The organism is Ruegeria sp. A3M17, from assembly GCF_003318255.1.
Classification (GTDB): domain Bacteria; phylum Pseudomonadota; class Alphaproteobacteria; order Rhodobacterales; family Rhodobacteraceae; genus Ruegeria.
Genome location: NZ_QOCF01000003.1, coordinates 65044 through 87728 on the forward strand (window position 1 = coordinate 65044; position 22685 = coordinate 87728).

Sequence of the window (22685 nt, forward strand, 5' to 3'; positions counted from 1 at the left end):
ACTACATCCTGAACACGCCAAAGCGTGTCTCCTCAATCGGCGCATTCAGTGCCGCGTTCAACGACAAGGACAGCACGTCCCGGCTTTTGCGCGGGTCGATAATTCCGTCGTCCCACAGCCGCGCTGAGGCATAGAGCGGATGGGATTGTTCTTCGAACATCTCCAGCGTGGGGCGCTTGAATTCGGCCTCTTCTTCCGCCGACCAAGTTCCGCCTTGGCGTTCAATCCCGTCCCGCTTGACGGTAGCCAGAACACCCGCCGCCTGCTCGCCGCCCATCACGGAAATGCGCGAGTTCGGCCATGTCCACAGGAACCGCGGTTGGTAAGCCCGGCCTGACATGCCGTAATTCCCTGCTCCGAACGACCCACCCACCAGCATGGTGATTTTTGGCACATTGGTTGTGGCCACCGCAGTCACCATCTTGGCCCCGTGCCGCGCAATACCTTCGTTTTCGTATTTGCGGCCAACCATGAAGCCGGTGATGTTCTGCAGGAACACCAATGGAATTTTGCGCTGCGAACACAGCTCGACGAAATGCGCGCCCTTCTGTGCAGCCTCGGAAAACAGCACGCCATTGTTGGCGATGATCCCGACCGGGCAGCCTTTGACATGAGCGAACCCGGTCACCAGCGTTTCACCAAAGCGCGGCTTGAATTCGTCAAAGCGCGAGCCATCGACCAGCCGCGCGATCACCTCGCGAATGTCATAGGGCGTGCGCAGATCGGCGGGGACGACGCCCAGAATTTCTTCGGGGTCATAGGCCGGATCCTCGGGGTTGGCCCAATCCACCGTCTGTGGCTTGCGCCGGTTCAGCGATCCTACGGCCCGCCGCGCCAAAGCCAGCGCGTGGGCGTCATCCTCGGCCAGATAATCCGCCACCCCGGACAGGCGCGTATGGACATCCCCGCCACCCAAGTCTTCGGCGCTGACCACCTCACCTGTCGCGGCCTTGACCAGAGGTGGTCCGGCCAGAAAGATAGTGCCCTGTTCCCGGACAATTATCGTTACATCCGACATCGCGGGCACATAAGCTCCACCCGCCGTACACGACCCCATCACCACAGCGATTTGCGGGATGCCCTTCGCGCTCATCCGCGCCTGATTATAGAAGATGCGGCCAAAGTGGTCGCGGTCGGGGAAGACTTCATCCTGATTGGGCAGGTTCGCGCCGCCGCTGTCGACCAGATAGATGCAGGGCAGTTGGTTTTCTTCAGCAATCTCCTGCGCGCGCAGGTGCTTTTTGACTGACATCGGGTAATAGGTGCCACCCTTCACGGTGGCATCGTTGCACACCACCATGACCTCTTGCCCCTGCACCCGGCCAATCCCTGCAATGACCCCGGCACAGGGCGCAGCGTCGCCATACATCGCATGCGCCGCCGTCGCGCCGATCTCAAGGAACGGAGACCCCGGGTCCAGCAAGTTCGCCAGCCTACGACGCGGCAGCATCTTGCCCCGCGATTCATGCCGTGCGCGGGATTTCTCGCCTCCGCCCATGCGGGCGGCCTCGGCGGCGTCGGCAATTTGCGCCAACGCATCCAGATGCGCTGCGCGGTTTTCCCGGAAGCCTTCGGACGAGGGCAAAGCAGAGGATCGGAGCTTCATCTTGTGTACTCTCTTAGAAAATCTCGAACGGGGTTTTCGCTGACTGCAAAGCTCTGCATCAGACGCGCGTAACCTTGCGCCACGTTACTGGAACAAACTGCGTCCAGTTTTTTGATCTCTGGCTCTTCCAGAAAATCTTCCAGCTCCGACATCGGAACCATGAAATAGTAGTCAAATGGCAACATCTCGGCCGCCATCTCCATCGCCTCGATGGCGTCTTCGTTATCCCCGCGGCACAAATAGGCCAGGGATAGGTTGCGATAGGCGTTTCCCATATCGTCATAGGCGCCATCCGCCTCGTACTGGCTTACGGCAAGTTTGAAACGCCCGACGACCTCGCGATTGTAAAAGTTCTCGTCCGCTTGCGCTTCCGGCAGAAACATCGAGACATAGGCCAGATTTTCATCATGCCATCCGTCGGTTTGCATCTCGGTGCTGAAGACACTTCTCAGCATGCGGATTTCGGGTTCATATTTCAGGGTGCTGTAAGAGGCAGAGATTGCATCTAAATAGTTGTCGTAAAATGCAATTTTTCGTTTGTCTTCGTCATCAAGGTTCGCCACTCGACCGGCTACTTTGCGCAATTCAGAGATAGCCTCGTCGGGATAACCATAATAAACCAGAAGGTCTGCCAGTTGCAGTTGCTCTATGACTGCAATTTTGTCTTCGACCGCCTTATCGATTGTGTCCTGCATCCAGTTTTCGAAATACGCCTTGCCTGCCCATGCAGCGCCAATGACCGCAATTGCGGTGGCGCTAAATTCAATTCCCGTTCTGACGCTGGATTTATCCGGCATGGCATTCCTCCTCAGACGCGCGACGTTTCAATTCTTTTCGGATTACTTTTCCGGTCACGGTCAAAGGCAACTCTTGCACAAAAGCCACTTCACGGGGGTAAGAATAATGCGCAAGGCGGGTTTTAACCCACTCCTGCAACTCGGATTCTGAGGCGTCGGCCGCCGGTTTCAAAACCACATATGCCTTGACGATTTCTGTCCGCAGCTTGTCGGGCTTGCCGACCACGCCGACCGTCGCCACCGCCGGGTGGGTCAGCAGGCAATCTTCGATCTCAGCCGGGCCGATACGATAACCGGACGATGTGATGACATCATCGTCGCGCCCAACGAAACGCAGGTACTCACCCTCCCACACGCCGCGGTCACCGGTGATCAGCCAGTCGCCACGGAACTTCTCAGCCGTCGCCTTGGGCCGGTTCCAATACTCCAAAAGCATCGAGGCTGAGCCGCGCCGGATGGCCACGTCTCCCTCTTCGTTCGTCGCCTGACCGTCTTCATCAATCACCGCAACTTCGTGCCCAGGGACCGGCTTGCCGATACAACCGGGGCGCACGGGGAATTCATCTGTGCAGGAGGAAACAACCATGTTGCACTCGGTCTGCCCGTAGAATTCGTTGATCGTCAGACCAAACGCCTGTTGCCCCCAGGCCAGCATCTCCGCCCCCAGCGGCTCGCCCCCGGACGCGACAGAGCGTAGCCCGGAAATCGCCCGATCAGAGGCCTTGAGCATCCGAAGGGCCGTTGGGGGAAAGAACACGTTCCGCACACCACCGCGCGCGATCACATCGGCGCAGGCTTCGGGGGTGAATTTATCCAGCCGTGCGGCGACAACGGGGATACCTAGCGCAAGACCGGGCATCAGCACATCGAACAGCCCACCGATCCAGGCCCAATCGGCCGGTGTCCAGAGGCAGTCGCCCTCTCGCAGGTTGTTATGGCTGATCGAAACCCCCGGCAAGTGGCCGGTCAGCACCCGGTGGCCATGCAACGCGCCTTTCGGGCTGCCCGTGGTGCCAGAGGTATAGATCAACACTGCCGGATCCTCTGGCCCGGTGTCAGCGTAAGGCACAACGCCTCCGTCTTCACCAATCTGGTCCGCCATGAGCGGCTTGGCCAGATCCCCTAACAGCGTTGCGCCTTCTGGGTCGGTCAGCACAACCTGCGCCCCGGCATCACCCACTCGGGATCGCAAGGCATCCTGCTTGAACAGTTTGAACAAGGGAACCGAGATGGCACCGATTTTCCAGATCGCCAAATGCGCCGCCGCACACCACGGCGATTGGCTGAGAAGCACTCCTACGCGATCCCCCGGCTGCACTTTTTTCGACAGCGCACGCGCGATCCCGTCTGTCGTTTCGGCAAGCTGCCCGTAGGTGACGCGCCGCTCGTCGCTTCCGGTCAAGTCGATCACGGCAACGTGATCCGGTGCGTGCTCAAGACACTGGCGCGCCATGTTCAAACGAGATGGCACGTCCCAGCCCCCCGCTGAACGCAAACCCGGTATGCGATTAGCTTCTGGCACGCTGCAATTCCCTTATTTTCAAGGGCCTTACCGGAGAAACCTCCGATGACCCCGTCACACAAATTTGATGCAGATCAGAGTGCGCGGACCACGCGGCTGTCAATTCAATCTCATCAACTGAACCAAAGGCAAGACCATGACCAACAAACTCGCCGCTTTGACACTTTCCACCGCGCTGGTGGCGCTTGCCGCCCCCGCCTTTGCCCAATCGCAGGGTGATTGGACCGTCGGTGTCGGTGTCGGTTACCTCAACCCCAAATCCGACAATGGCACGTTGGCCGGACAAAAGGCCGAGATCGACTCGGACACCCGCCCGATCTTCACTGCCGAGTATTTCATCCGTGACAATCTGGGCATCGAACTGCTGGCCGCAACGCCGTTCAAGCACACCGTAACCTTGGGCGGAAGCACAGAGGCTGGCACCGTCAAGCACCTGCCGCCCACCTTGTCGCTGAACTATCACTTCCCGACCAACAGCGCATGGAAGCCCTATGTCGGTGCCGGTCTGAACTACACCATCTTTTTTGACGAGCAGTCCGCGTTGGGTGATCTGAAGGTCGATGACTCTTTCGGCGTCTCGCTGCAGGCCGGTCTGGATTATATGGTCTCGGACACCGGCGCTATCCGCCTGAACGTCCGCTGGTTCGATATCGACACGGACGTCAAGTTGAACGGAACGAAGATCGGCAAAGCAGATATCGATCCCTTCCTCGTCGGCGTATCCTACGTTCATAAGTTCTGATCCTTACAAGGAAAGCGCTTCGCAGTTCCCTCGTCTACGAAGCGTTTTCTTCTCTCAGCGCATCTCGTTCATCAGTTCCCGCCCGATCAACATCCGGCGGATTTCGCTGGTGCCCGCGCCAATCTCCATCAGCTTGGCATCACGGAAAATCCGGCTGACCGCCGAGTCGGACAAGAACCCTGCCCCGCCCATCGCCTGAACGGCCTGATGCGCCTGCGACATGCCCTGTTCTGAGGCATAGAGGCAGCACGCAGCCGCGTCCTGACGGGTCACGTCGCCCCGGTCACAGGCTTTGGCGACCTCATAGACATAGGCCCGGGCGGAATTCATCGCGGTATACATATCCGCGATCTTGCCCTGCATCAGTTGGAAGCTGCCGATCGGTTTGCCGAACTGCTTACGCTCGGCCATGTAGGGCATGATCTCATCCAGACAGGCCGCCATGATGCCGGTCCCGATCCCGGCCAGAACCACACGTTCATAGTCCAGCCCGGACATCAGAACCGCAATGCCCTTACCTTCTTCGCCCAAAACGTTTTCGAACGGCACCTCGACATCTTCAAAGATCAGCTCGGCCGTGTTCGAACCGCGCATCCCCAACTTGTCGAAATGGGGCGAGGTCGAGAAGCCCTTCATCTCTTTCTCAATCAGAAACGCGGTGATGCCCTTCGATCCGGCCTCCGGGTTGGTCTTGGCATATACGACCAGCGTATCCGCGTCCGGCCCGTTGGTGATCCAGTACTTGTTGCCATTCAGGCGATAGTGGTCATTGCGTTTTTCAGCACGCAACTTCATCGACACAACGTCGGATCCAGCAGACGCCTCGGACATGGCCAACGCACCAACATGTTCGCCCGAAATCAGGCGCGGAAGGTACTTCGCCTTCTGCTCGTCATTACCGTTCAGCTTGATCTGATTGACGCACAGGTTCGAATGCGCGCCATAAGACAGAGAGACCGAGGCCGACGCCCGCGCAACCTCTTCCACCGCAACGGTGTGGGCCAGATAGGACATCCCTGCCCCGCCGTATTCCTCGGACACAGTGATTCCAAGCAGACCCAGATCGCCCATCTCTTTCCAAAGCTCGTTTGGAAAGGCGTTCGAGGCATCGATGTCACCAGCCATCGGCTTGACCCGCTCCTGCGCCCAACGGTGCACCATTTCGCGCAGGGCATTCACGTCCTCGCCCAGATCAAATTGCATGGCCGCCGTGAACATAAGCGATCTCCTCTTTCGCATTAATGAACAGTTGTTCAATAAATAGCAGCGAATCTGAATTGGGTCAACGACGGCGTCCCATAAACAAACCGCCGCCCTGATCGGGGCGGCGGTTTCATACAAATAAAGCGTGCGCGTCACGCGCACTCGATTGGATTACGACTGATACACTGCGCTCACCTCTGCCCGAATGATCCGTGCGATCAGCGCGCAATCATCAAGCGAAAAGGTTAGCGGAACACGCATGTCGACGATCCCGGCGAGGATTCGATCACTTTTGGGCATTGGCGCGCTGTCGGCATATCGCCAGCTGTCATAGCGCGACGTAAAACCATTCGGCTCGGCCCCGCCAAACCACTTAAGCTCGACCCCGCGGGCCGCGCAGCGCCGGATAACCTCGTTTACTCGCTCTGCCGTCCAATCCAGCAGCAGGAACTGGATAGATGACCCTACAAATGTCTCGGCCTCTGGCCGTTCAACAACAGTCAAGCCAGGCGTGTCGCGCAGACCTTTTTCGATCTCGAAATAACGTTCGTTCCAGCGTTCGATCTGCCGATCCAGATCGCGCAATTGCGGGCGCAGGATTGCGGCACGCAGATTATCCATTCGCCCCGAGACATTGGGGGTATGGTACTTGATCCGTTCAAACACCTCTGGCCCTGGCGCAGCAAGGTGACGTTCATACAGCATATATGACCCAGACAGCATCGTGGCCTTTGCCGCCAGTTCCTCGTCATCGGTGATCAGCAAACCGCCCTCACCCGAATTGACGTGTTTGTAGGTCTGGCAGGAATAGCAGCCAATCGCGCCTTGGCGGCCCGAAACCTGCCCATGCCATGCCGCGCCCATTGTGTGTGCGCAATCCTCGATCACAGTGACACCTGCAGCATCACACATCTGCATCAGCCGATCCATGTCACACAGATGGCCACGCATATGGCTCAGCATCAAAACGAGGGCCTGATCCAGCTTGGCTTCAAGATCGTCCAGATCAATCGTAAGGTCTTCGGTCACACCCACAAAAACCGGGCGCGCACTGACTGAAGCAATAGATCCGGGCACAGGTGCCAGAGTGAACGTGTTCGTCAGCACCGGGTCCCCCGACTTGACCCCCACGGCCCGCAGTGCCGTGGCCATCGCATAGCCACCCGAGGACACGGCCAGACAGTACTTTGCACCTGTCTGGGCGGCAAATTCCTGTTCCAACAGGGCGGTTTCGCCCAGTTCGCCAGGCACGACGTTATACCGATGCAGACGCCCGTGGCGCAACACGGCCAGGGCGGCCTCGACCGCCTCTTCGGGGATGGGTTCCTGCTGGGTGAAGCTGCCAGTGAATATCTCGGTCATAAGAGTGTTCTGGTCCTGCAAAACGTTCGGGTCAAGGGATTACGCGGCCGCGCCAATCAACTCTGTAACCAATTCCGGCAAATCATAGAAATGATGCAGCAGGGCTTCGGGTTCCAGCGCGGCCATATCATCGCCGGACGGGCCGAAGGTAACCAATACCGACGGCACACCCGCGGCACGGGCCGTGTTCCGGTCAGTGTCGGAATCGCCAATCAGAACACACAAATCAGGATGACCACCCGCCCGGCGTACAGCTTCGCGCAGCGGTTCCGGGTCAGGCTTGCGCACCGGCAGCGTGTCGGCCCCAACCAGAGAGGCAAACAGATCGCGCACGCCCATCTGCGTGAGCAACTGATGGGCCAATGCCTCGGGCTTGTTGGTACAGATGCCAACCCCGTAACCTGCGGACTTCAACATTTCCACCGCGTCCAGCGCGCCAGGGTAGAAATGGGTATGCGTGTCGATATCGTCAGAATACGCTTCAAGCAGCATCGGGTAGTAGTCTTGAACCGTTACATCGTCATAGGCGCCCACCCGTTTCAGCCCATGGGTCAGCATCATTCGACCACCGCGCAGGGCAACGCCCGCATCTTCGCCGTGAACCAACACATCCCCATGCCCCATATGCCGAAAACAGTGGTTGGCCGCGGCCAGCAAATCGCCCGATGTATCGGCCAAGGTCCCGTCCAGATCGAAGATAACCGTACGCATATTGCCCCCTAATTCGGCGAGTCTTCGCCATAAGTGTTGCAAACGGCAATCTTGTTTGATGCCCGAACCGCTTGCGCCTTTGAACTCAGCGGATAAAACGGGCTGCAACAAAACACAAAGAGAAATCGTTTTTATGACCATCGCCCTTGTTATCCTTGCCGCCGGAAAAGGCACCAGGATGAATTCGGATACCCCAAAAGTTTTGCACTCGATTGCCCAAACGCCGATGTTGGTGCACGCGATGCGCGCCGGTGCGGTGCTGTCACCCGAACGAACCGTTATTGTCACTGGTCACGGCTCTGAGGAGGTTGCCAAAGCCGCCACTTCCGAGGATGAAACCGCGCAGATTGTCGTTCAGGAAGAACAGCTTGGGACATCGCATGCGGTCGCGCAGGCGCGGGATGCTCTGGCCGATTTCGATGGCGATGTTATCGTCCTTTACGGCGACACGCCCTTTATCGACCCCAGAACTCTGGAGCGCATGATCGAGGCGCGCGCATCCTTTGATCTGGTCATGCTGGGCTTTGATATTGCCGAAGTTCAACCCCGCTATGGCCGATTGATCATGGATGGCGAAAAACTGGTCGAAATCGTTGAATACAAAGACGCTACCGAAGAACAGCGCGCCATTCGTTTTACCAACAGTGGATTACTGGCCTGCGACGCAAAACTGCTGTTCGAATTGATTGACGCGGTCGGCAACGATAATGCCTCGGGCGAATATTACCTGACCGAAATCGTGGCACTGGCAAATGAGCGCGGTCTGTCGGCGACAGCGATCAAATGCGACGAGGCTGAAACGCTGGGCGTGGACTCTCGGGCCGATCTGGCGGCGGCCGATGCCGAGTTTCAGACCCGTGCACGCAATGAGTTGCTGGCTTTGGGCGTGACGCTAATGGCCCCCGAAACAGTTTATCTGTCCGCCGACACGATCATAGGTCGGGACACGGTGATTGAACCCAACGTCGTCTTCGGCCCGGGTGTTACCGTCGAAAGCGGCGCGACGATCCGGGCATTTTCGCATCTGGAAGGGTGTCATGTCAGCCGCGGTGCAATAGTTGGCCCCTATGCGCGTCTGCGCCCCGGTACGGAACTGGCTGAACACACGCGTATCGGCAATTTCGTTGAGGTCAAGAATGCCCAGATCGCCGAAGGTGCCAAGGTCAACCACCTCAGCTATATCGGCGACGCCTCGGTCGGCGCAGCAACCAATATCGGCGCGGGGACGATCACCTGCAATTATGACGGCGTCATGAAACACCAGACGACTATCGGGCAGAACGTCTTTATCGGCTCCAACACCATGCTTGTTGCTCCCGTTTCCGTGGGTGACGGCGCGATGACCGCGACGGGTACAGTGGTCACGCGTGACGTCGAACCGGATGCGCTGGCCGTGGCGCGCGCCAAGCAGGACAACAAGCCCGGCTATGCGCGCAAATTGTTTGAGATGTTGAAGGCGAAGAAGGCTCGCCGCAACAAAGGAGCCTGATTTATGTGTGGAATTGTTGGTGTACTGGGTGAACATGAGGCCGCGCCCACTTTGGTCGAGGCGCTAAAACGGCTTGAGTATCGCGGCTATGACAGCGCCGGAATTGCCACGGTCAATGGTGGCACGCTTGGACGCCGTCGGGCGGTCGGCAAGCTGGTCAACCTGAGCGATCTGCTGGTGCACGACCCCCTGCCCGGAAAATCCGGTATCGGTCACACCCGCTGGGCTACCCATGGCGTACCGTCGGTGACGAACGCGCACCCGCACCAGGCTGGCCCAGTAGCGGTGGTGCATAACGGTATCGTCGAGAACTATCGTGAGTTGCGGGCTGAACTGGCCGAACATGGCATCGGTTTCGCGACCGAAACGGACACCGAAACTGTCGCCCTGATGACGGAGTATTACCTGGCGACAGGCCTGTCGCCGATTGAGGCCGCCTTCAAGACCATCGATCGGCTTGTTGGTGCGTTTGCGCTGGCCTTTCTGTTCGACGGTCAGGACGATCTGATCATCGCCGCGCGCAAGGGATCACCTTTGGCCATCGGTCACGGAGATGGTGAGATGTACGTGGGCTCAGACGCCATCGCGCTGGCCCCTCTGACAAATCGCATCACCTATCTTGAGGAAGGCGACCGGGCCGTTCTGACCCGGACGTCCCTGGAAATCCGCAACGAAGCCGGTGAACTGGCCAATCGCGAGACCCGCCAGATCAAGCTGGACCACACGCAGACCGATAAGAACGGCCATAAACACTTCATGGCCAAGGAAATTGCCGAACAACCCGTGGTGATTGCCGACGCAATCCGGTCCTACCTGCCCAGTGGCGGTGATCAGGTGATTCTGCCCGGCGCCGATCTGGATTTCACCAAACTGGATCGCTTGACGATGGTGGCCTGCGGCACGGCGTTTTACGCCTGCTTGACCGCAAAATACTGGTTCGAGCAGCTGGCCCAAATGCCGGTTGAGGTCGATATCGCCAGCGAGTTCCGCTATCGCGAACCTCCGATCCCGGGGCGCACGATGGCGCTGTTCGTCAGCCAGTCGGGTGAAACCGCCGACACTCTGGCGGCACTGCGCTATTGCGAGGGCAAGGCGGACAAGATCGTCTCGGTAATCAACGTTCCCGAAAGTTCGATCGCCCGCGAAAGCGACATTGCTCTGCCCATCCATGCAGGCGTTGAGATCGGCGTGGCATCGACCAAGGCCTTCACGTGTCAACTGAGCGTTCTGCTGATGATGGCGCTCAAAGCTGCTGCGGATCGTGGTACGCTGACTGACGAAGAACTGGCCGACCACTATGCTGCGCTGCGTGGCCTGCCAACGGTGATGAACGCGGCTCTGGATCAGAACCCGGCTATCAAGACATCGGCCCAGCGCCTGTCAGAAGCCCGCGACGTTCTGTTTCTGGGTCGTGGCCTGATGTATCCGCTGGCGATGGAGGGGGCGCTGAAGCTCAAGGAAATCAGTTATATCCACGCCGAAGGTTATGCTTCGGGTGAACTGAAGCACGGGCCCATCGCCTTGATCGACAAGAATATGCCTGTGGTGGTCATGGCTCCGCGCGACACCGTGTTCGACAAGACTGTATCGAACATGCAAGAGGTGATGGCACGCAAAGGCAAGGTCATCCTGGTCTCGGACGACGACGGAATTGCCGAGGCCGAAGATGGCGTCTGGAGCATCATCCAGATGCCGCATGTCCATCCTAGCCTGGCGCCGATCCTGTACTCGGTCCCTGCACAACTGCTGGCCTATCACACGGCGGTGGCCAAAGGCACGGATGTGGACCAGCCGCGCAACCTGGCAAAATCGGTTACAGTGGAGTGAGACATGGCCAAGCAATTTCCGGAACTGGACGAAACGCAGCGTAAATTCATCGAAGAACAGCACATGTTCTTCGTTGGCACAGCGGCACCCGATGGGCGGGTCAATATCTCGCCCAAGGGCATGGATTCGCTGCGCGTTCTTGGCCCGAACCGGATTGCCTGGATGAACCTGACCGGCAGCGGCAATGAAACCGCTGGGCATCTGCTTGAAGCCAACCGCATGACGCTGATGTGGTGTTCGTTCACGACCCGCCCCTTGATCTTACGGACCTATGGCACCGCGCGCACGCTGCATATGGGGGACGAGGGCTGGGATGATCTGGCCGAATTGTTCCCCGATCACCGCAGCGTGCGTCAGATCTATGATCTGGATATTGATGTGGTACAGACTTCGTGCGGATACGCTGTGCCGTTCATGGAGTATCAGTCCGAACGCGACACGATGCAGAAATGGGTCGATGGTAAGTCTGACGAACAGATCCAATCCTACTGGGTTGAAAAGAACCATCAGACCATTGATGGCAAACCCACCCGCGCACGGACCTGAACCTGTGATGCTTGAAGCCTATCTGGACCAGATCAAAGCCCATTCCGATCCCGAACGTGCCGAACAGATGGCGGCTTATCACAAGGTCGACCGCCCCCATCTGGGTGTGGCGAACCCGATCCTGAATGATCTGACCAAAACCTGGCGACAGGAGCTGGATGTGGCTGCGCGCGTCGAACTGGCAGATGCATTGTGGCAGACCAACATACATGAAGGACGTCTTGCCGCCGCCAAACTGCTGACGCAGGCGCGCACCCGCCCCGATGATGCCGTTTGGGATCTGCTGCAAAGCTGGTTGCCGGATTTTGATTCTTGGGCGGTAGCAGATCACGCCTGCATAGCCATGCAAAAGCGCCTGTCAGCCGATCCGTCGCGGTTGGATCAGGTGGAAAGCTGGACAAGCTCGGACCACATGTGGACTAGGCGCGCGGCGTTGGTGGCCACCCTGCCCTGGACCAAGCAGAACCACCCAAAACCCAACGATCTGAAACGCCGCGACCGCATTCTGGGCTGGGCTGCAGGCTATGTGCCCGACCGCGACTGGTTCATCCAAAAAGCCGTTGCGTGGTGGCTGCGCGAGCTATCCAAGCACGACCCGGACCCCGTTATCGCCTTTTTGCAAACACATGGCGACGCGATGAAGCCATTTGCACGAAAAGAGGCCGGCAAGTATTTGAAAGGTCAGTTGGAATAAACTTCCAGCTCAACCAGTTCATCAAATGGCAGCAGCAAGGCCCGCATCGCATCCAGAGAAAGACGGCTGCCGCCCCCAGCTGGCCCGGATGCCGGTATCAGCGTGATATAGGCCTGCGCGCCCGTCCGCGGCACAACCACGCGCCCGGTGAATTCAGTCTCCACCAAAGACGTTTCCAGCCATCGACCAGGTGTTGTGGGATCTCCCAGACCTGCAATCGTGGTTTTTGGACCGACCCAACCAGTGGCGGCTACCGCGACGGGTTGCGGCTCGACCACCTCTTCTACAACGGCGGGTTCTGCCTCTTCAGGAGGCTTGTCACCACCAAAGACACGATCGGTGGTCGACCGCACGGTGTCACATCCCGCCACCAGAACACAAAAAGTCAAAAGCGCATATCTCATGACGCAAACCTATCGCCCTGCGTGCATCTCTTCCAGCGCAAAGCGCAGTTCGCCCTTGTCGCAGGGCGGTTGCAGCTTTACCTATGTCGCATGACAACTCCGCTTATCGACCCGTTCGCACGTGCCATCACCTATCTCCGCGTATCCGTTACGGATCGCTGCGATTTCCGCTGTGTCTATTGCATGTCCGAGGACATGACCTTTCTGCCAAAGAAAGACCTGCTAACACTGGAAGAGCTGGACCGCATGTGTTCAACCTTTGTGAACATGGGTGTTGAAAAGCTGCGCATAACTGGCGGCGAGCCACTGGTGCGCCGCAATATCATGACGTTTTTCAATTCGATGACCCGTCATCTGGACAGCGGCGCACTGAAAGAGCTGACGCTGACCACCAATGGATCGCAACTGCACCGATTTGCCGATGATCTGTACGCCGCCGGTGTTCGTCGCGTGAACGTATCGCTGGATACGCTGGACGACGACAAATTTGCCAAGGTCACCCGTTGGGGACGGCTCAAGCAGGTTCTGAACGGGATCGACGCCGCGCAGAAAGCGGGCCTGCGAGTCAAGATCAATGCGGTCGCCTTGAAAGGGTTCAATGAACCCGAATTGCCAAAGATCACCGAATGGTGTTCCGAGCGCGACATGGATCTGACCTGGATTGAGGTCATGCCCATGGGCGATATCGGAAACGAAGACCGCCTTGATCAATACTGGTCTCTCGAAGATGTGCGCAAGGAATATGAAAACCACTATTCCGTCACGGATCTGGCCGAACGGACCGGTGGACCTGCGCGTTATGTACGGCTCGAGGATACAGGCCAAAAGATCGGCTTTATCACTCCGCTGTCGCATAACTTCTGCGAAAGCTGCAACCGCGTGCGCCTGACTTGTACCGGTGAATTGTATATGTGCCTTGGGCAAGAGGATATGGCCGACCTGCGCGCACCGCTGCGCGATCATCCCGACAGTGACAAATCATTGGAAGAGGCAATCAGGTCGGCGATCACCCTCAAGCCCAAAGGGCATGATTTCGACTATTCCCGTCAGGCCGTCGACGGCCAGATGAGCCGCCACATGAGCCACACAGGCGGCTAGAATGCCAAACAACCCCGACCGGCCAACGCTGCTGTACCAGCTGTATTGCGGCCTGACTTCCGTTGCGGCCCCGCTGGCATGGCGCACTGTTCGCAAAAAGTTGCGGGCGGCGAACGTCTCTGAAACGCGCCAGCAGGAACGCCTTGGCCACGCCACGCAAGCGCGCCCTGACGGGCAACTGATCTGGTTCCACGCGGCCAGCGTCGGCGAAACTCTATCGGTCATCAGCTTGATCAAACGTCTGGGCGAACGCCTGCCCAAGGCTGAGTTTCTGATCACCTCCGGAACCCCAACTTCGGCCGCGCTGATCGAGAAACGGATGCCGCCGCGCACGCGCCATCAATACCCACCACTGGACACGGCCGGGCCCGTAAGGCGTTTTCTGAACCATTGGCGCCCAGACGCCGGTATTTTTGTCGAAAGCGAAATCTGGCCGCGCCTGATCGTCGAAGCCTCTCGGCACGATGTTCCACTGGCGCTGCTCAACGCGCGCCTGTCGGATCGCTCGGTCGAGGGATGGAAGAAACGGCCCCAAACCGCGCGGTTCATTCTGGACCATTTCAAACTGTTCCTGACACAGAATGACAAGACGGCAGCAAATCTAATCGACATGGGCGCACATCCCGGCCGGGTGCAAACCGGCACCAACCTCAAAGCCATGTCGGACCCGCTGCCGGTCGATCAGACCACGCTGAGCGATATCCGCGCTCAGATCGCCGGCCGCCCGGTCTGGATCGCCAGTTCGACCCATGCGGGTGAGGAAGAAACGGTTCTGGCCGCCCATGCCAAGCTGTTGCAACGCTGGCCCGATCTGCTGCTCCTGCTGATCCCCCGCCACCCCGAACGGCGATCAGAGGTTGCAGGTCTGCTGGAGACTGCCCGGCAATCTGCCGCCTTCCGCACCAAGGGCGACAAGATCACGCCGCAGACACAAGTGTACGTAGCTGACACGCTGGGCGAAACTGGCACATGGTACGCATTGTGCCCCATCGTATTCCTGGGCGGCTCGCTCAAGGAAATCGGCGGTCACAATCCGTTTGAGCCCGCACAAGCCGGTGCCGCTGTGATCACCGGCCCCGGGTACTACAATTTTGCAGAAACCTTCGCACCTCTGATCGAAAGCGGTGGCGCGACCGAGGTCAATTCCGCCCCGCAACTCGCCGATGCCGTAGCGAATTGGTTGTCAGACGACGCCGTGCTGGATAAAGCGCAGGCTGGCGCGAAATCCTGCGTAAACACCCAAAATTCCGCGCTGGACGGCGTGATTAACACCTTGTGCGAAACGCTCAACCTCGCCTGACGCAGCAAGGGTCCAACTTCATCTGGCCATAAATATCCCGGGGAGCGCGAGGGGCTGGCCCCTCGCTTCCCTACTTCTCAATCAGGCCGCAGGCATCCGTTGTTCCACGATCCCGGCCCACCAGCTGCATCCAGCCGGAATAGCTTCGTCGTTAAAATTATATTCAGGATGATGCACAGCCGCCGTGTCGCCATTGCCCACCAGGATGTATGCCCCGGGCCGTTCTTCCAGCATATAGGCAAAATCCTCACCACCCATGATCAGAGGCGCTTCGTCACAGTTTCCAGACACCGAGCGCGCAACATCCGCGGCGAAATCGGTCTGCTCGTCGCTGTTTACCATCACCGGATAACCCCGGTAGTAGGTCACATCGGCCTGCCCACCAAAGGTGGTGGCGATACCTGCGCAGATTTCCTGAACGCGCTTTTCAGCCAAGTCTCGCATTTCCTTGCTCATCGTGCGTACGGTCCCTTTGATCTTCACCGATTGCGGGATCACATTGAACGCGTTTGACGACGTCTCAAACGACGTGACCGAGACCACAAGGCGGTCAATCGGGTCAGCATTGCGCGATGCAATGGTTTGCAGCGCCAATACGGCCTGAGCAGCCATTACGGTAGTGTCGACTGTTTCCTGTGGCTTGGCGGCGTGCCCGCCCTTGCCTTCAAAGGTGATATCGAACTGATCCGTTGCTGCGAAAAAAGCACCGGGTCGAATGGCGAAGCTGCCAACGGGGCGGCCAGGCCAGTTATGCATGCCATAGACCTCTTGAATGCCCCAGCGGTCCATCATGCCGTCTTCGCACATCTCGCGCCCGCCGCCGCCGCCTTCTTCGGCTGGCTGGAAGATCACGACCACGGTGCCATCAAAATTACGCGTCTCGGACAGGTATTTCGCGGCCCCCAACAGCATGGCCGTATGCCCGTCATGCCCACAGGCATGCATCGCGCCGTCGGTTTTTGAGGCATAGTCCAGCCCGGTCGCCTCGTGGATCGGCAGCGCATCCATATCCGCCCGCAGCCCGATCACCTTGCCGCTTGTGTCCGTCTTGCCCTTGATCACTCCTACAACGCCGGTGCGGCCGATGCCCGATACCACTTCATCACAGCCAAAGTCCCGCAACCTGTCGGCGACCAAAGCACTGGTGCGGTGGGTTTCGAACAGGATTTCCGGGTTTTCATGAATATCGCGTCGCCACTCGGTGATTTCACCCTGCAACTCGGCGAACCGGTTTTTGATCGGCATGTTGGTCTCCTAACTGTTGGTTTTCCGGCCTGCTGCTCCGCTATGATCCTGCCATGACTTCAATCTGTTTCGGCAGGTCGCAACGAACCCGCCAACAGGACAATGAATACGGCCAGCGGCAACAGCGCCGTGAATGCTATGCGCAATGTAAGCATCTCTGCGAGAAACCCAATAAGCGGCGGACCAATCAATAAGCCTCCGTATCCCAGCGTGGCAACGCTGGCGATCGCCTGCCCCGGTGGCACATTGGGATCACTTGCCGCCCGGCTGAACGCCAACGGCATGATCACCGCGTATCCGACCCCCATCATCGCAAAACCTGCCAATGCCAGCCCAGCCTCGGCAGCGGACACAACACAGAAAACACCCAAAGCGGCGCAAGCCCCGCCAAACCGCGCTGTCGCCACCGGCCCAAAGCGCGCAATGACAAACCCGCCTGCCAAGCGGAAAGCAACCATGGCCACGGAGAATACCGCATAGCCCAATGCCGCAATGCTTTCGGCGGCGTCGGTCACGTCCCGTAGGAAAATCGCACTCCAATCCGCCACTGCACCTTCCCCCAAAGCTCCGCACAGAGCGGTGAAGCCCACAAGGATCAATGCGCCTGAAGGTAATGCAAAAACCCTGCCTCCGGACACGGCCGCGCGGCGCGATGTCCAGCGCACCCATGACAATGCCAATGCCAACCCAACGACGATCCCGCCCGCCAGCAAAAAATGTTGGATCACTGTCAGCCCCACTTGCACCGCTGCAAATCCGCTGAGGGCGCCCAACCCAGCCCCAAGGCTCCACATCGCGTGGAAGGATGACATCACGGGTTTCTTGTACGCATGCTCAACCTCAGCCGCCCAGGCGTTCATCGCCACATCCATCGAGCCGTGGAACGCCCCGAATACAAACAAAAAAGCGGCAAGCGACCAAAAGCTACCCGCGAGGGCCAGAAGGATCAAAGAAACTGTATAGAGAACGGCAATGTACCGCGTCAGAACCACCGCGCCGAACCTGTCGGTCAACCGGCCCGTGATCGGAAATGAACACACCGCGCCAGCCGCCATGAACAACAGGCCATATCCCAGTGTCTCATGCGTCAGGTCCAGTTTGTCCCGGACCGCTGGAATGCGCGATGCCCAGATGCCGAACAATGCGCCATTCAATATGAACATGGCGGCCACGGCCCGCCACGCCGACACGATTCCAATCACAGAGAATTCCTCGACCCAAGTGTCAAACGCGTTTGTTGTACAACTCGCAGGTCCAAAGGCAAATACGGATCTACTCCAACCGCTTTCGAATCCTGCGGACGGCAAACCATACCGCCAAGACAACCGGAATCGTCACCGCTGCGCTTAACATCCCTTTTCTGATCCCGGTATCCGTCAGGGGGTAGAGCAGATAGCTGACCAGCGATACGGCGTAATAGCTGATCGCGACCACGGAAAGCCCCTCGACCGTGTGCTGCAGACGCAGTGCCAGATCCGCGCGGCGATCCATGCTTTCCAACAGGGCCTGGTTCTGTGCGCTTCGCTCAACATCTACGCGGGTTCGCAGCAATTCCCCTGCACGGATGGCCCGATCTGACAGGGCTTGCAGGCGACGTTCCGTGGATTTCACCGTTCGGATCGCCGGGTCGTATCGGCGCATCATAAAGTCCGCAAAGTTCTGACCGCCCTCAAAACGCTCTTCGCGCAAAACTTCGATCCGCTGATTTACGATGGCCTCATAGGCACCGGTGGCTCCGAACCGGAACGAACACTGCGCCGCCAAAGTTTCCAGTTCAATCGAGGTCGACAGCAAGTCCTGTAGCAACTCGTCGGGCTGGGCAGAATTGTCGGTCATCTGCCCCATCAGGCGCGTCAGCTTTTCATCCAGCTTTCCGATGCGAGGCATCAGCTGTTTGACACGGGCAAAACCCAGCATGGACATTGCCTTGTAGGTCTCGATCTCACACAAACGCTGGACGATCCGTCCCGTCCTGCGCCGACCGGTGCCATTCGCGACAAACAGCGCAAACCGCATGTGCCCTGCCGGATCGATACGAAAATCACTTGCACAAACAGCTGCATCATCCAGCACCCGAGCAACAGCCAGGCTTTCTGGTTCGAACCAATCCAGCAGCTTGGATTTGATGACCTCGTCGCCTTCACGTTCGACAACACGCACCATGGCCGACGTGACCCTCTGACCGGGGCTGGCCATCAACCAGTCGGGGGGAAAAACTTCAAAATCAGCCGGGTTGAACGCACGCTCGCTGACGTTCTGGGCGATGGCCGTATAGGTCACGAACTCGGTGTGTTGTTCCCACTTCAACCAATGGCGACCGATTTGCCCGGCATAGTGCGTGGCGTCCGGCTGCGGATGCTGTGCCCCGTGGCGGTCGAGAAGATCGATCAAGTGATCCAGATCTTCGCGGCGATCCCGTGCGACGGCGGCAACAGATTTCTTGATCGCCAGAAAGACCACTGTACAGGGCATTGCCGCCACCGGAAACGGACGGGCGTGCAATTCATTAGCCAGCGCATAGCGCAGCGGATGGTCGTCTATCGGCGTCATTTCGGGCTCCGTTTCGTCCGAGGCACTATACGACACCTTAAAATTTCATCAATTCTCTTTTTATTTCATATACTTACGTGGATACAACGGTATACAATCCCGCTATCTCATTGATTTGGCTGCCACAGCTCGATCGGGTTGCCCTCTGGGTCATGGATGCGCGCGAACTTGCCAACCTCACTGTCCCACTCTGCGTTGGTTTCAACCTTGATCCCTGCGGCTTCAAGCTGCGCAATTATGGTGGCCAAATTATCGACACGGAAATTGATCATCCACTGCTGCTCAGACCTTCCGAAATACTCGGTGTCCTGCGCAAAGGGCGCGAACACTGTGTACCCTTCGCGCTGTTTCCATGGCTCTGGGACATAGTGATTTACGCCCAGATGCTTTTCATACCACGCGCTCAACGCTTCAGGGTCACGAGCGCGAAAGAACACGCCACCTATGCCGTTCACTTTTTCCATCGGGCACCTCCTTTTCAATTTAGAGTACACCAAAAACAGAAAAGGCGCCCGCTGGGGCGCCTTTCCGAAAGTTATCCTGACCCGGTTTATTCGATCATAGGCAGGAGTTTATCGAGGCTTGCTTTTGCGTCGCCATAGAACATGCGTGTGTTTTCCTTGAAGAACAGCGGGTTTTCGATACCCGAGTACCCGGTGCCCTGGCCGCGTTTGGACACGAAGACCTGCTTGGCCTTCCAGCATTCCAGAACTGGCATGCCGGCGATGGGGCTGTTGGGGTCTTCCTGCGCAGCAGGGTTCACGATGTCGTTCGAGCCGATGACGATGGCCACATCCGTTTCGGGGAAGTCGTCGTTGATCTCGTCCATCTCAAGCACGATGTCGTATGGCACCTTCGCCTCGGCCAGCAGCACGTTCATGTGGCCCGGCAAACGGCCCGCAACCGGGTGGATCGCAAAGCGCACATTCTTGCCCTGCGCCCGCAGCTTGCGGACCAGTTCGCTGACCGATTGCTGTGCCTGCGCCACCGCCATGCCGTAGCCGGGGATGATGACAACGCTGTCAGCGTCGTTCAGGGCCGCAGCCACACCGTCGGCTTCGATGGCGATCTGCTCGCCCTCAACGGCCATCTGCTCCCCCTGCGGGCCACCAAAGCCGCCGAGGATCACGCTGACAAAGTGACGGTTCATCGCCTTACACATGATGTAGGACAGGATCGCACCGGACGAGCCCACCAGCGCACCAACCACGATCAGCAGGTCGTTGCCGAGGCTGAAGCCGATCGCCGCAGCCGCCCAGCCCGAGTAGCTGTTCAGCATCGACACAACCACCGGCATGTCGGCACCGCCGATGCCCATGATCAGGTGATAGCCGATGAACAGCGCCGCCAGCGTCATCAGGAACAGCGGGAAGAAACCACCGGTCGAGGTGTACCAGATAAGACAGATCAACGAGAGACCCGCCGCTGCCGCGTTCAACGCATGACCGCCTGGCAGCTTGGTTGCAACCGAGGTCACCTTGCCCGCCAGCTTGCCATAGGCCACGACCGACCCGGTAAAGGTGATCGCACCGATGAAGACGCCCAGGAACAGCTCGACATGCAGGATCGACAATTCCGCTGGGGTTTTCTTGGCGATCAGTTTGGCAAACCCTCCGAGACCCGTGTACAGAACTTCTTTCGATGCATCCGAGACCGCCATCACCTCGGCGACGTTCAGAACTTCAAAATGTGCGTTGTATCCGACGAACACAGCCGCCAGACCGACCAGCGAGTGCATCGCGGCCACCAGCTGCGGCATCTCGGTCATCTGCACGCGCTGAGCAACGTATTGACCGATCAGACCACCGCCCGCGATCAGCAGCAGCGACAGCAGCCACAGACCCGAACCGGGACCAACCAGCGTGGCAAAGACCGCCAGCGCCATACCGACGATGCCGTACCAGACCGCGCGCTTGGCGCTTTCCTGGTTCGACAGGCCGCCGAGCGAAAGGATGAACAGAACAGCCGCAACAACGTAGGCGGCAGTAGTGAAGCCAAATTCCATGTGCCCGGCCTCCTTAAGATTTCTGGAACATGGCGAGCATGCGCCGGGTTACGAGGAAGCCGCCGAAGATGTTGATCCCGGCCATGAAGATGGACAGCGCCGCCAGCAGAATGACCAGGATCGACCCCGATCCAATCTGCATCACAGCCCCAACGATAATGATCGACGAGATCGCGTTGGTGATCGCCATCAGCGGTGTGTGCAGGCTGTGCGCGACGCCCCAGATCACCTGGAAGCCCACAAAAATGGCCAGCACAAAGACGATGAAGTGCTGCATGAAGCTGGCCGGAGCGATCAGCCCCACCAACAGCATCAGCGCGCCACCAACCCCCAGCAGAGTGAACTGCTGTTTGGTCTGCGCCTTGAAGGCCGCGATCTCCTGCGCCTTTTTCTCTTCCGGGGTCAGTTCCTTGACTTCCGGTTTCTTCTGCGCCGCGATCGCCTGCACCTTGGGTGGCGGCGGCGGGAAGGTGATGTCGCCTTCAAATGTCACAGTCGCACCGCGGATCACGTCATCTTCCATGTCGTGATTGATCTGACCGTCCTTTTCAGGCGTCAGGTCGGTCATCATGTGACGGATGTTGGTCGCGTACAAAGACGAGGACTGCGCCGCCATCCGGCTGGGGAAGTCGGTATAGCCGATGATGGTCACGCCATTGTCGGTCACGATCTTCTCATCCGCCACGGTCAGCTTGCAGTTGCCGCCCTTTTCCGCCGCAAGGTCAACAATGACCGAGCCCGGCTTCATCGCCTCGACCATATCCTTGGTCCAAAGCTCCGGCGCTTCGCGGTTCGGGATCAGCGCGGTGGTGATCACGATGTCTATCTCGGGTGCCAGTTCACGGAACTTGGCCAGCTGCGCCTCGCGGAATTCCTCAGATTGAACACTGGCATAACCGCCGGTGGCGGCACCGTCCTGCTGATCCTCACTGAAATCCAGATAGACGAACTCGGCCCCCATCGATTCGACCTGTTCGGCCACTTCGGGGCGCACGTCGAACGCGTAGGTGATTGCGCCCAGCGAGGTCGAGGTGCCGATGGCCGCCAGACCAGCCACGCCGGCCCCGACGATCAGAACCTTGGCAGGCGGCACCTTACCGGCCGCTGTCACCTGACCGGTGAAGAACCGGCCAAAGTTGTTGCCCGCCTCGATCACCGCGCGGTAGCCGGCGATATTGGCCATCGACGACAGCGCGTCCATCTTCTGCGCGCGCGAAATCCGCGGCACCATTTCCATGGCGATGACATTGGCACCCTTGGCCTTGGCCGCTTCCATTCCTTCTTCGTTCCCCGCAGGGTTGAAGAAGGAAATCAACGTCTTACCCTTGGTCAGACGCTTCAGCTCAGCCTCGTTCGGTTGACGCACCTTGGCAACAATGTCGGCCTGCTTCCACAGCGACGCAGCCGTCTTGACGACCTCAACCCCTGCAGCCTCATACGACGCATCCGAAAATCCAGCCGCAGCACCAGCCCCCTTCTCAATCAGACACTCATAGCCCAACTTCTGAAGCTGCAACGCCGACTCCGGCGTCATCCCAACACGGTTCTCACCGTCATAACTCTCTCTCGGTGTGCCTATCTTCA

The 22685-nt window shown here is 58.6% G+C and carries 20 protein-coding genes; 7 read left to right on the top strand and 13 right to left on the bottom strand.

Going from position 1 to position 22685, the window contains the following annotated elements; translation table 11 throughout:
• Position 1 precedes the first annotated feature (1 nt).
• From DS906_RS01360 to DS906_RS01370, 3 genes are read right to left on the bottom strand one after another with little or no spacing between them, the layout of a single operon-like run.
• A complete protein-coding gene (locus DS906_RS01360; protein ID WP_113788465.1) occupies positions 2–1606 on the bottom strand; it encodes a carboxyl transferase domain-containing protein in 1605 nt (534 codons plus the stop codon).
• Positions 1603–2403 (bottom strand): hypothetical protein, encoded by an 801-nt coding sequence (locus DS906_RS01365; RefSeq protein WP_113788466.1) that lies wholly within the window; start codon positions 2401–2403, stop codon positions 1603–1605. Before DS906_RS01365 ends, DS906_RS01360 begins: the two co-directional genes overlap by 4 nt.
• Entirely contained in the window at positions 2393–3856 is a 1464-nt protein-coding gene (locus DS906_RS01370) for an AMP-binding protein (RefSeq protein WP_113788467.1), read from the bottom strand. Before DS906_RS01370 ends, DS906_RS01365 begins: the two co-directional genes overlap by 11 nt.
• Before the next feature lie 205 nt (positions 3857–4061).
• On the opposite strand from DS906_RS01370, the gene DS906_RS01375 reads away from it, so the two are divergent.
• Positions 4062–4667, top strand: a complete 606-nt coding sequence (locus DS906_RS01375) for an OmpW family protein (RefSeq protein ID WP_113788468.1) — start codon at positions 4062–4064, stop codon at positions 4665–4667.
• Positions 4668–4721: 54 nt separating this feature from the next.
• On the opposite strand, the gene DS906_RS01380 is transcribed toward DS906_RS01375, so the two are convergent.
• The 3 genes from DS906_RS01380 to DS906_RS01390 form a co-directional block, all read right to left on the bottom strand.
• Entirely contained in the window at positions 4722–5885 is a 1164-nt protein-coding gene (locus DS906_RS01380) for an acyl-CoA dehydrogenase family protein (protein ID WP_113788469.1), read from the bottom strand.
• A gap of 156 nt (positions 5886–6041) precedes the next feature.
• Positions 6042–7232, bottom strand: a complete 1191-nt coding sequence (locus tag DS906_RS01385; RefSeq protein ID WP_113788470.1) for a DegT/DnrJ/EryC1/StrS aminotransferase family protein — start codon at positions 7230–7232, stop codon at positions 6042–6044.
• A gap of 39 nt (positions 7233–7271) precedes the next feature.
• Positions 7272–7943 (bottom strand): HAD-IA family hydrolase, encoded by a 672-nt coding sequence (locus DS906_RS01390; protein WP_113788471.1) that lies wholly within the window; start codon positions 7941–7943, stop codon positions 7272–7274.
• Positions 7944–8076: 133 nt separating this feature from the next.
• On the opposite strand from DS906_RS01390, the gene glmU reads away from it, so the two are divergent.
• The 4 genes from glmU to DS906_RS01410 are packed head-to-tail and all read left to right on the top strand — an operon-like array spanning position 8077 to position 12499.
• Positions 8077–9432 carry a bifunctional UDP-N-acetylglucosamine diphosphorylase/glucosamine-1-phosphate N-acetyltransferase GlmU gene (gene glmU, locus DS906_RS01395; protein ID WP_113788487.1) on the top strand — a complete coding sequence of 452 codons (1356 nt, stop codon included), beginning with the start codon at positions 8077–8079 and terminating at the stop codon, positions 9430–9432.
• Positions 9433–9435: 3 nt separating this feature from the next.
• Positions 9436–11259, top strand: a complete 1824-nt coding sequence (gene glmS, locus DS906_RS01400; protein ID WP_113788472.1) for a glutamine--fructose-6-phosphate transaminase (isomerizing) — start codon at positions 9436–9438, stop codon at positions 11257–11259.
• A 3-nt stretch (positions 11260–11262) separates the two neighbouring features.
• Positions 11263–11805, top strand: coding sequence for a pyridoxamine 5'-phosphate oxidase family protein (locus tag DS906_RS01405; RefSeq protein WP_113788473.1), 543 nt, complete (start codon positions 11263–11265; stop codon positions 11803–11805).
• A 7-nt stretch (positions 11806–11812) separates the two neighbouring features.
• On the top strand, positions 11813–12499 hold the full coding sequence (locus DS906_RS01410; RefSeq protein ID WP_113788488.1) for a DNA alkylation repair protein: 687 nt from the start codon (positions 11813–11815) through the stop codon (positions 12497–12499).
• On the opposite strand, the gene DS906_RS01415 is transcribed toward DS906_RS01410, so the two are convergent.
• The gene (locus DS906_RS01415; protein ID WP_113788474.1) at positions 12487–12903 is read right to left on the bottom strand and encodes a hypothetical protein; all 417 of its coding nucleotides are present in this window, start codon (positions 12901–12903) and stop codon (positions 12487–12489) included. The two genes, DS906_RS01410 and DS906_RS01415, sit on opposite strands and share 13 nt — an antisense overlap.
• A 90-nt stretch (positions 12904–12993) precedes the next feature.
• On the opposite strand from DS906_RS01415, the gene moaA reads away from it, so the two are divergent.
• Together moaA and DS906_RS01425 are read left to right on the top strand one after the other, a co-directional pair.
• The gene (gene moaA, locus DS906_RS01420; RefSeq protein WP_113788489.1) at positions 12994–14001 is read left to right on the top strand and encodes a GTP 3',8-cyclase MoaA; all 1008 of its coding nucleotides are present in this window, start codon (positions 12994–12996) and stop codon (positions 13999–14001) included.
• Between the two features lies 1 nt (position 14002).
• Positions 14003–15301: a 3-deoxy-D-manno-octulosonic acid transferase gene (locus DS906_RS01425; protein ID WP_113788475.1), complete on the top strand. Its 1299-nt coding sequence runs from the start codon at positions 14003–14005 to the stop codon at positions 15299–15301.
• Positions 15302–15382: 81 nt separating this feature from the next.
• On the opposite strand, the gene DS906_RS01430 is transcribed toward DS906_RS01425, so the two are convergent.
• The 6 genes from DS906_RS01430 to DS906_RS01455 all read right to left on the bottom strand — a co-directional run.
• Positions 15383–16546, bottom strand: coding sequence for a M20 aminoacylase family protein (locus DS906_RS01430; RefSeq protein ID WP_113788476.1), 1164 nt, complete (start codon positions 16544–16546; stop codon positions 15383–15385).
• Positions 16547–16605: 59 nt separating this feature from the next.
• Entirely contained in the window at positions 16606–17709 is a 1104-nt protein-coding gene (locus tag DS906_RS01435; RefSeq protein WP_199528436.1) for an MFS transporter, read from the bottom strand.
• 109 nt (positions 17710–17818) lie between these two features.
• Positions 17819–19096, bottom strand: a complete 1278-nt coding sequence (locus DS906_RS01440; RefSeq protein ID WP_113788478.1) for a DUF3422 family protein — start codon at positions 19094–19096, stop codon at positions 17819–17821.
• Positions 19097–19203: 107 nt separating this feature from the next.
• Positions 19204–19560 carry a VOC family protein gene (locus DS906_RS01445; RefSeq protein WP_113788479.1) on the bottom strand — a complete coding sequence of 119 codons (357 nt, stop codon included), beginning with the start codon at positions 19558–19560 and terminating at the stop codon, positions 19204–19206.
• Positions 19561–19646: 86 nt separating this feature from the next.
• Complete coding sequence (locus DS906_RS01450) at positions 19647–21101, bottom strand: NAD(P)(+) transhydrogenase (Re/Si-specific) subunit beta (protein WP_113788480.1); 1455 nt, start codon at positions 21099–21101, stop codon at positions 19647–19649.
• A gap of 13 nt (positions 21102–21114) precedes the next feature.
• A partial coding sequence (locus tag DS906_RS01455; protein ID WP_233494649.1) for a Re/Si-specific NAD(P)(+) transhydrogenase subunit alpha occupies positions 21115–22685 on the bottom strand: 1571 nt, incomplete at its 5' end.

Coding starts and splice junctions, on each gene's coding strand:
- DS906_RS01445 (WP_113788479.1), bottom strand. CDS start 19,560: ATGGAAAAAGTGAACGGCATAGGTGGCGTGTTCTTTCGCGCTCGTGAC.
- DS906_RS01430 (WP_113788476.1), bottom strand. CDS start 16,546: ATGCCGATCAAAAACCGGTTCGCCGAGTTGCAGGGTGAAATCACCGAG.
- glmU (WP_113788487.1), top strand. CDS start 8,077: ATGACCATCGCCCTTGTTATCCTTGCCGCCGGAAAAGGCACCAGGATG.
- DS906_RS01375 (WP_113788468.1), top strand. CDS start 4,062: ATGACCAACAAACTCGCCGCTTTGACACTTTCCACCGCGCTGGTGGCG.
- DS906_RS01415 (WP_113788474.1), bottom strand. CDS start 12,903: ATGAGATATGCGCTTTTGACTTTTTGTGTTCTGGTGGCGGGATGTGAC.
- DS906_RS01360 (WP_113788465.1), bottom strand. CDS start 1,606: ATGAAGCTCCGATCCTCTGCTTTGCCCTCGTCCGAAGGCTTCCGGGAA.
- glmS (WP_113788472.1), top strand. CDS start 9,436: ATGTGTGGAATTGTTGGTGTACTGGGTGAACATGAGGCCGCGCCCACT.
- DS906_RS01435 (WP_199528436.1), bottom strand. CDS start 17,709: ATGTTCATATTGAATGGCGCATTGTTCGGCATCTGGGCATCGCGCATT.
- DS906_RS01370 (WP_113788467.1), bottom strand. CDS start 3,856: ATGGCGCGCCAGTGTCTTGAGCACGCACCGGATCACGTTGCCGTGATC.
- DS906_RS01405 (WP_113788473.1), top strand. CDS start 11,263: ATGGCCAAGCAATTTCCGGAACTGGACGAAACGCAGCGTAAATTCATC.
- DS906_RS01440 (WP_113788478.1), bottom strand. CDS start 19,096: ATGACGCCGATAGACGACCATCCGCTGCGCTATGCGCTGGCTAATGAA.
- DS906_RS01390 (WP_113788471.1), bottom strand. CDS start 7,943: ATGCGTACGGTTATCTTCGATCTGGACGGGACCTTGGCCGATACATCG.
- DS906_RS01410 (WP_113788488.1), top strand. CDS start 11,813: ATGCTTGAAGCCTATCTGGACCAGATCAAAGCCCATTCCGATCCCGAA.
- DS906_RS01365 (WP_113788466.1), bottom strand. CDS start 2,403: ATGCCGGATAAATCCAGCGTCAGAACGGGAATTGAATTTAGCGCCACC.
- DS906_RS01450 (WP_113788480.1), bottom strand. CDS start 21,101: ATGGAATTTGGCTTCACTACTGCCGCCTACGTTGTTGCGGCTGTTCTG.
- moaA (WP_113788489.1), top strand. CDS start 12,994: ATGACAACTCCGCTTATCGACCCGTTCGCACGTGCCATCACCTATCTC.
- DS906_RS01385 (WP_113788470.1), bottom strand. CDS start 7,232: ATGACCGAGATATTCACTGGCAGCTTCACCCAGCAGGAACCCATCCCC.
- DS906_RS01380 (WP_113788469.1), bottom strand. CDS start 5,885: ATGTTCACGGCGGCCATGCAATTTGATCTGGGCGAGGACGTGAATGCC.
- DS906_RS01425 (WP_113788475.1), top strand. CDS start 14,003: ATGCCAAACAACCCCGACCGGCCAACGCTGCTGTACCAGCTGTATTGC.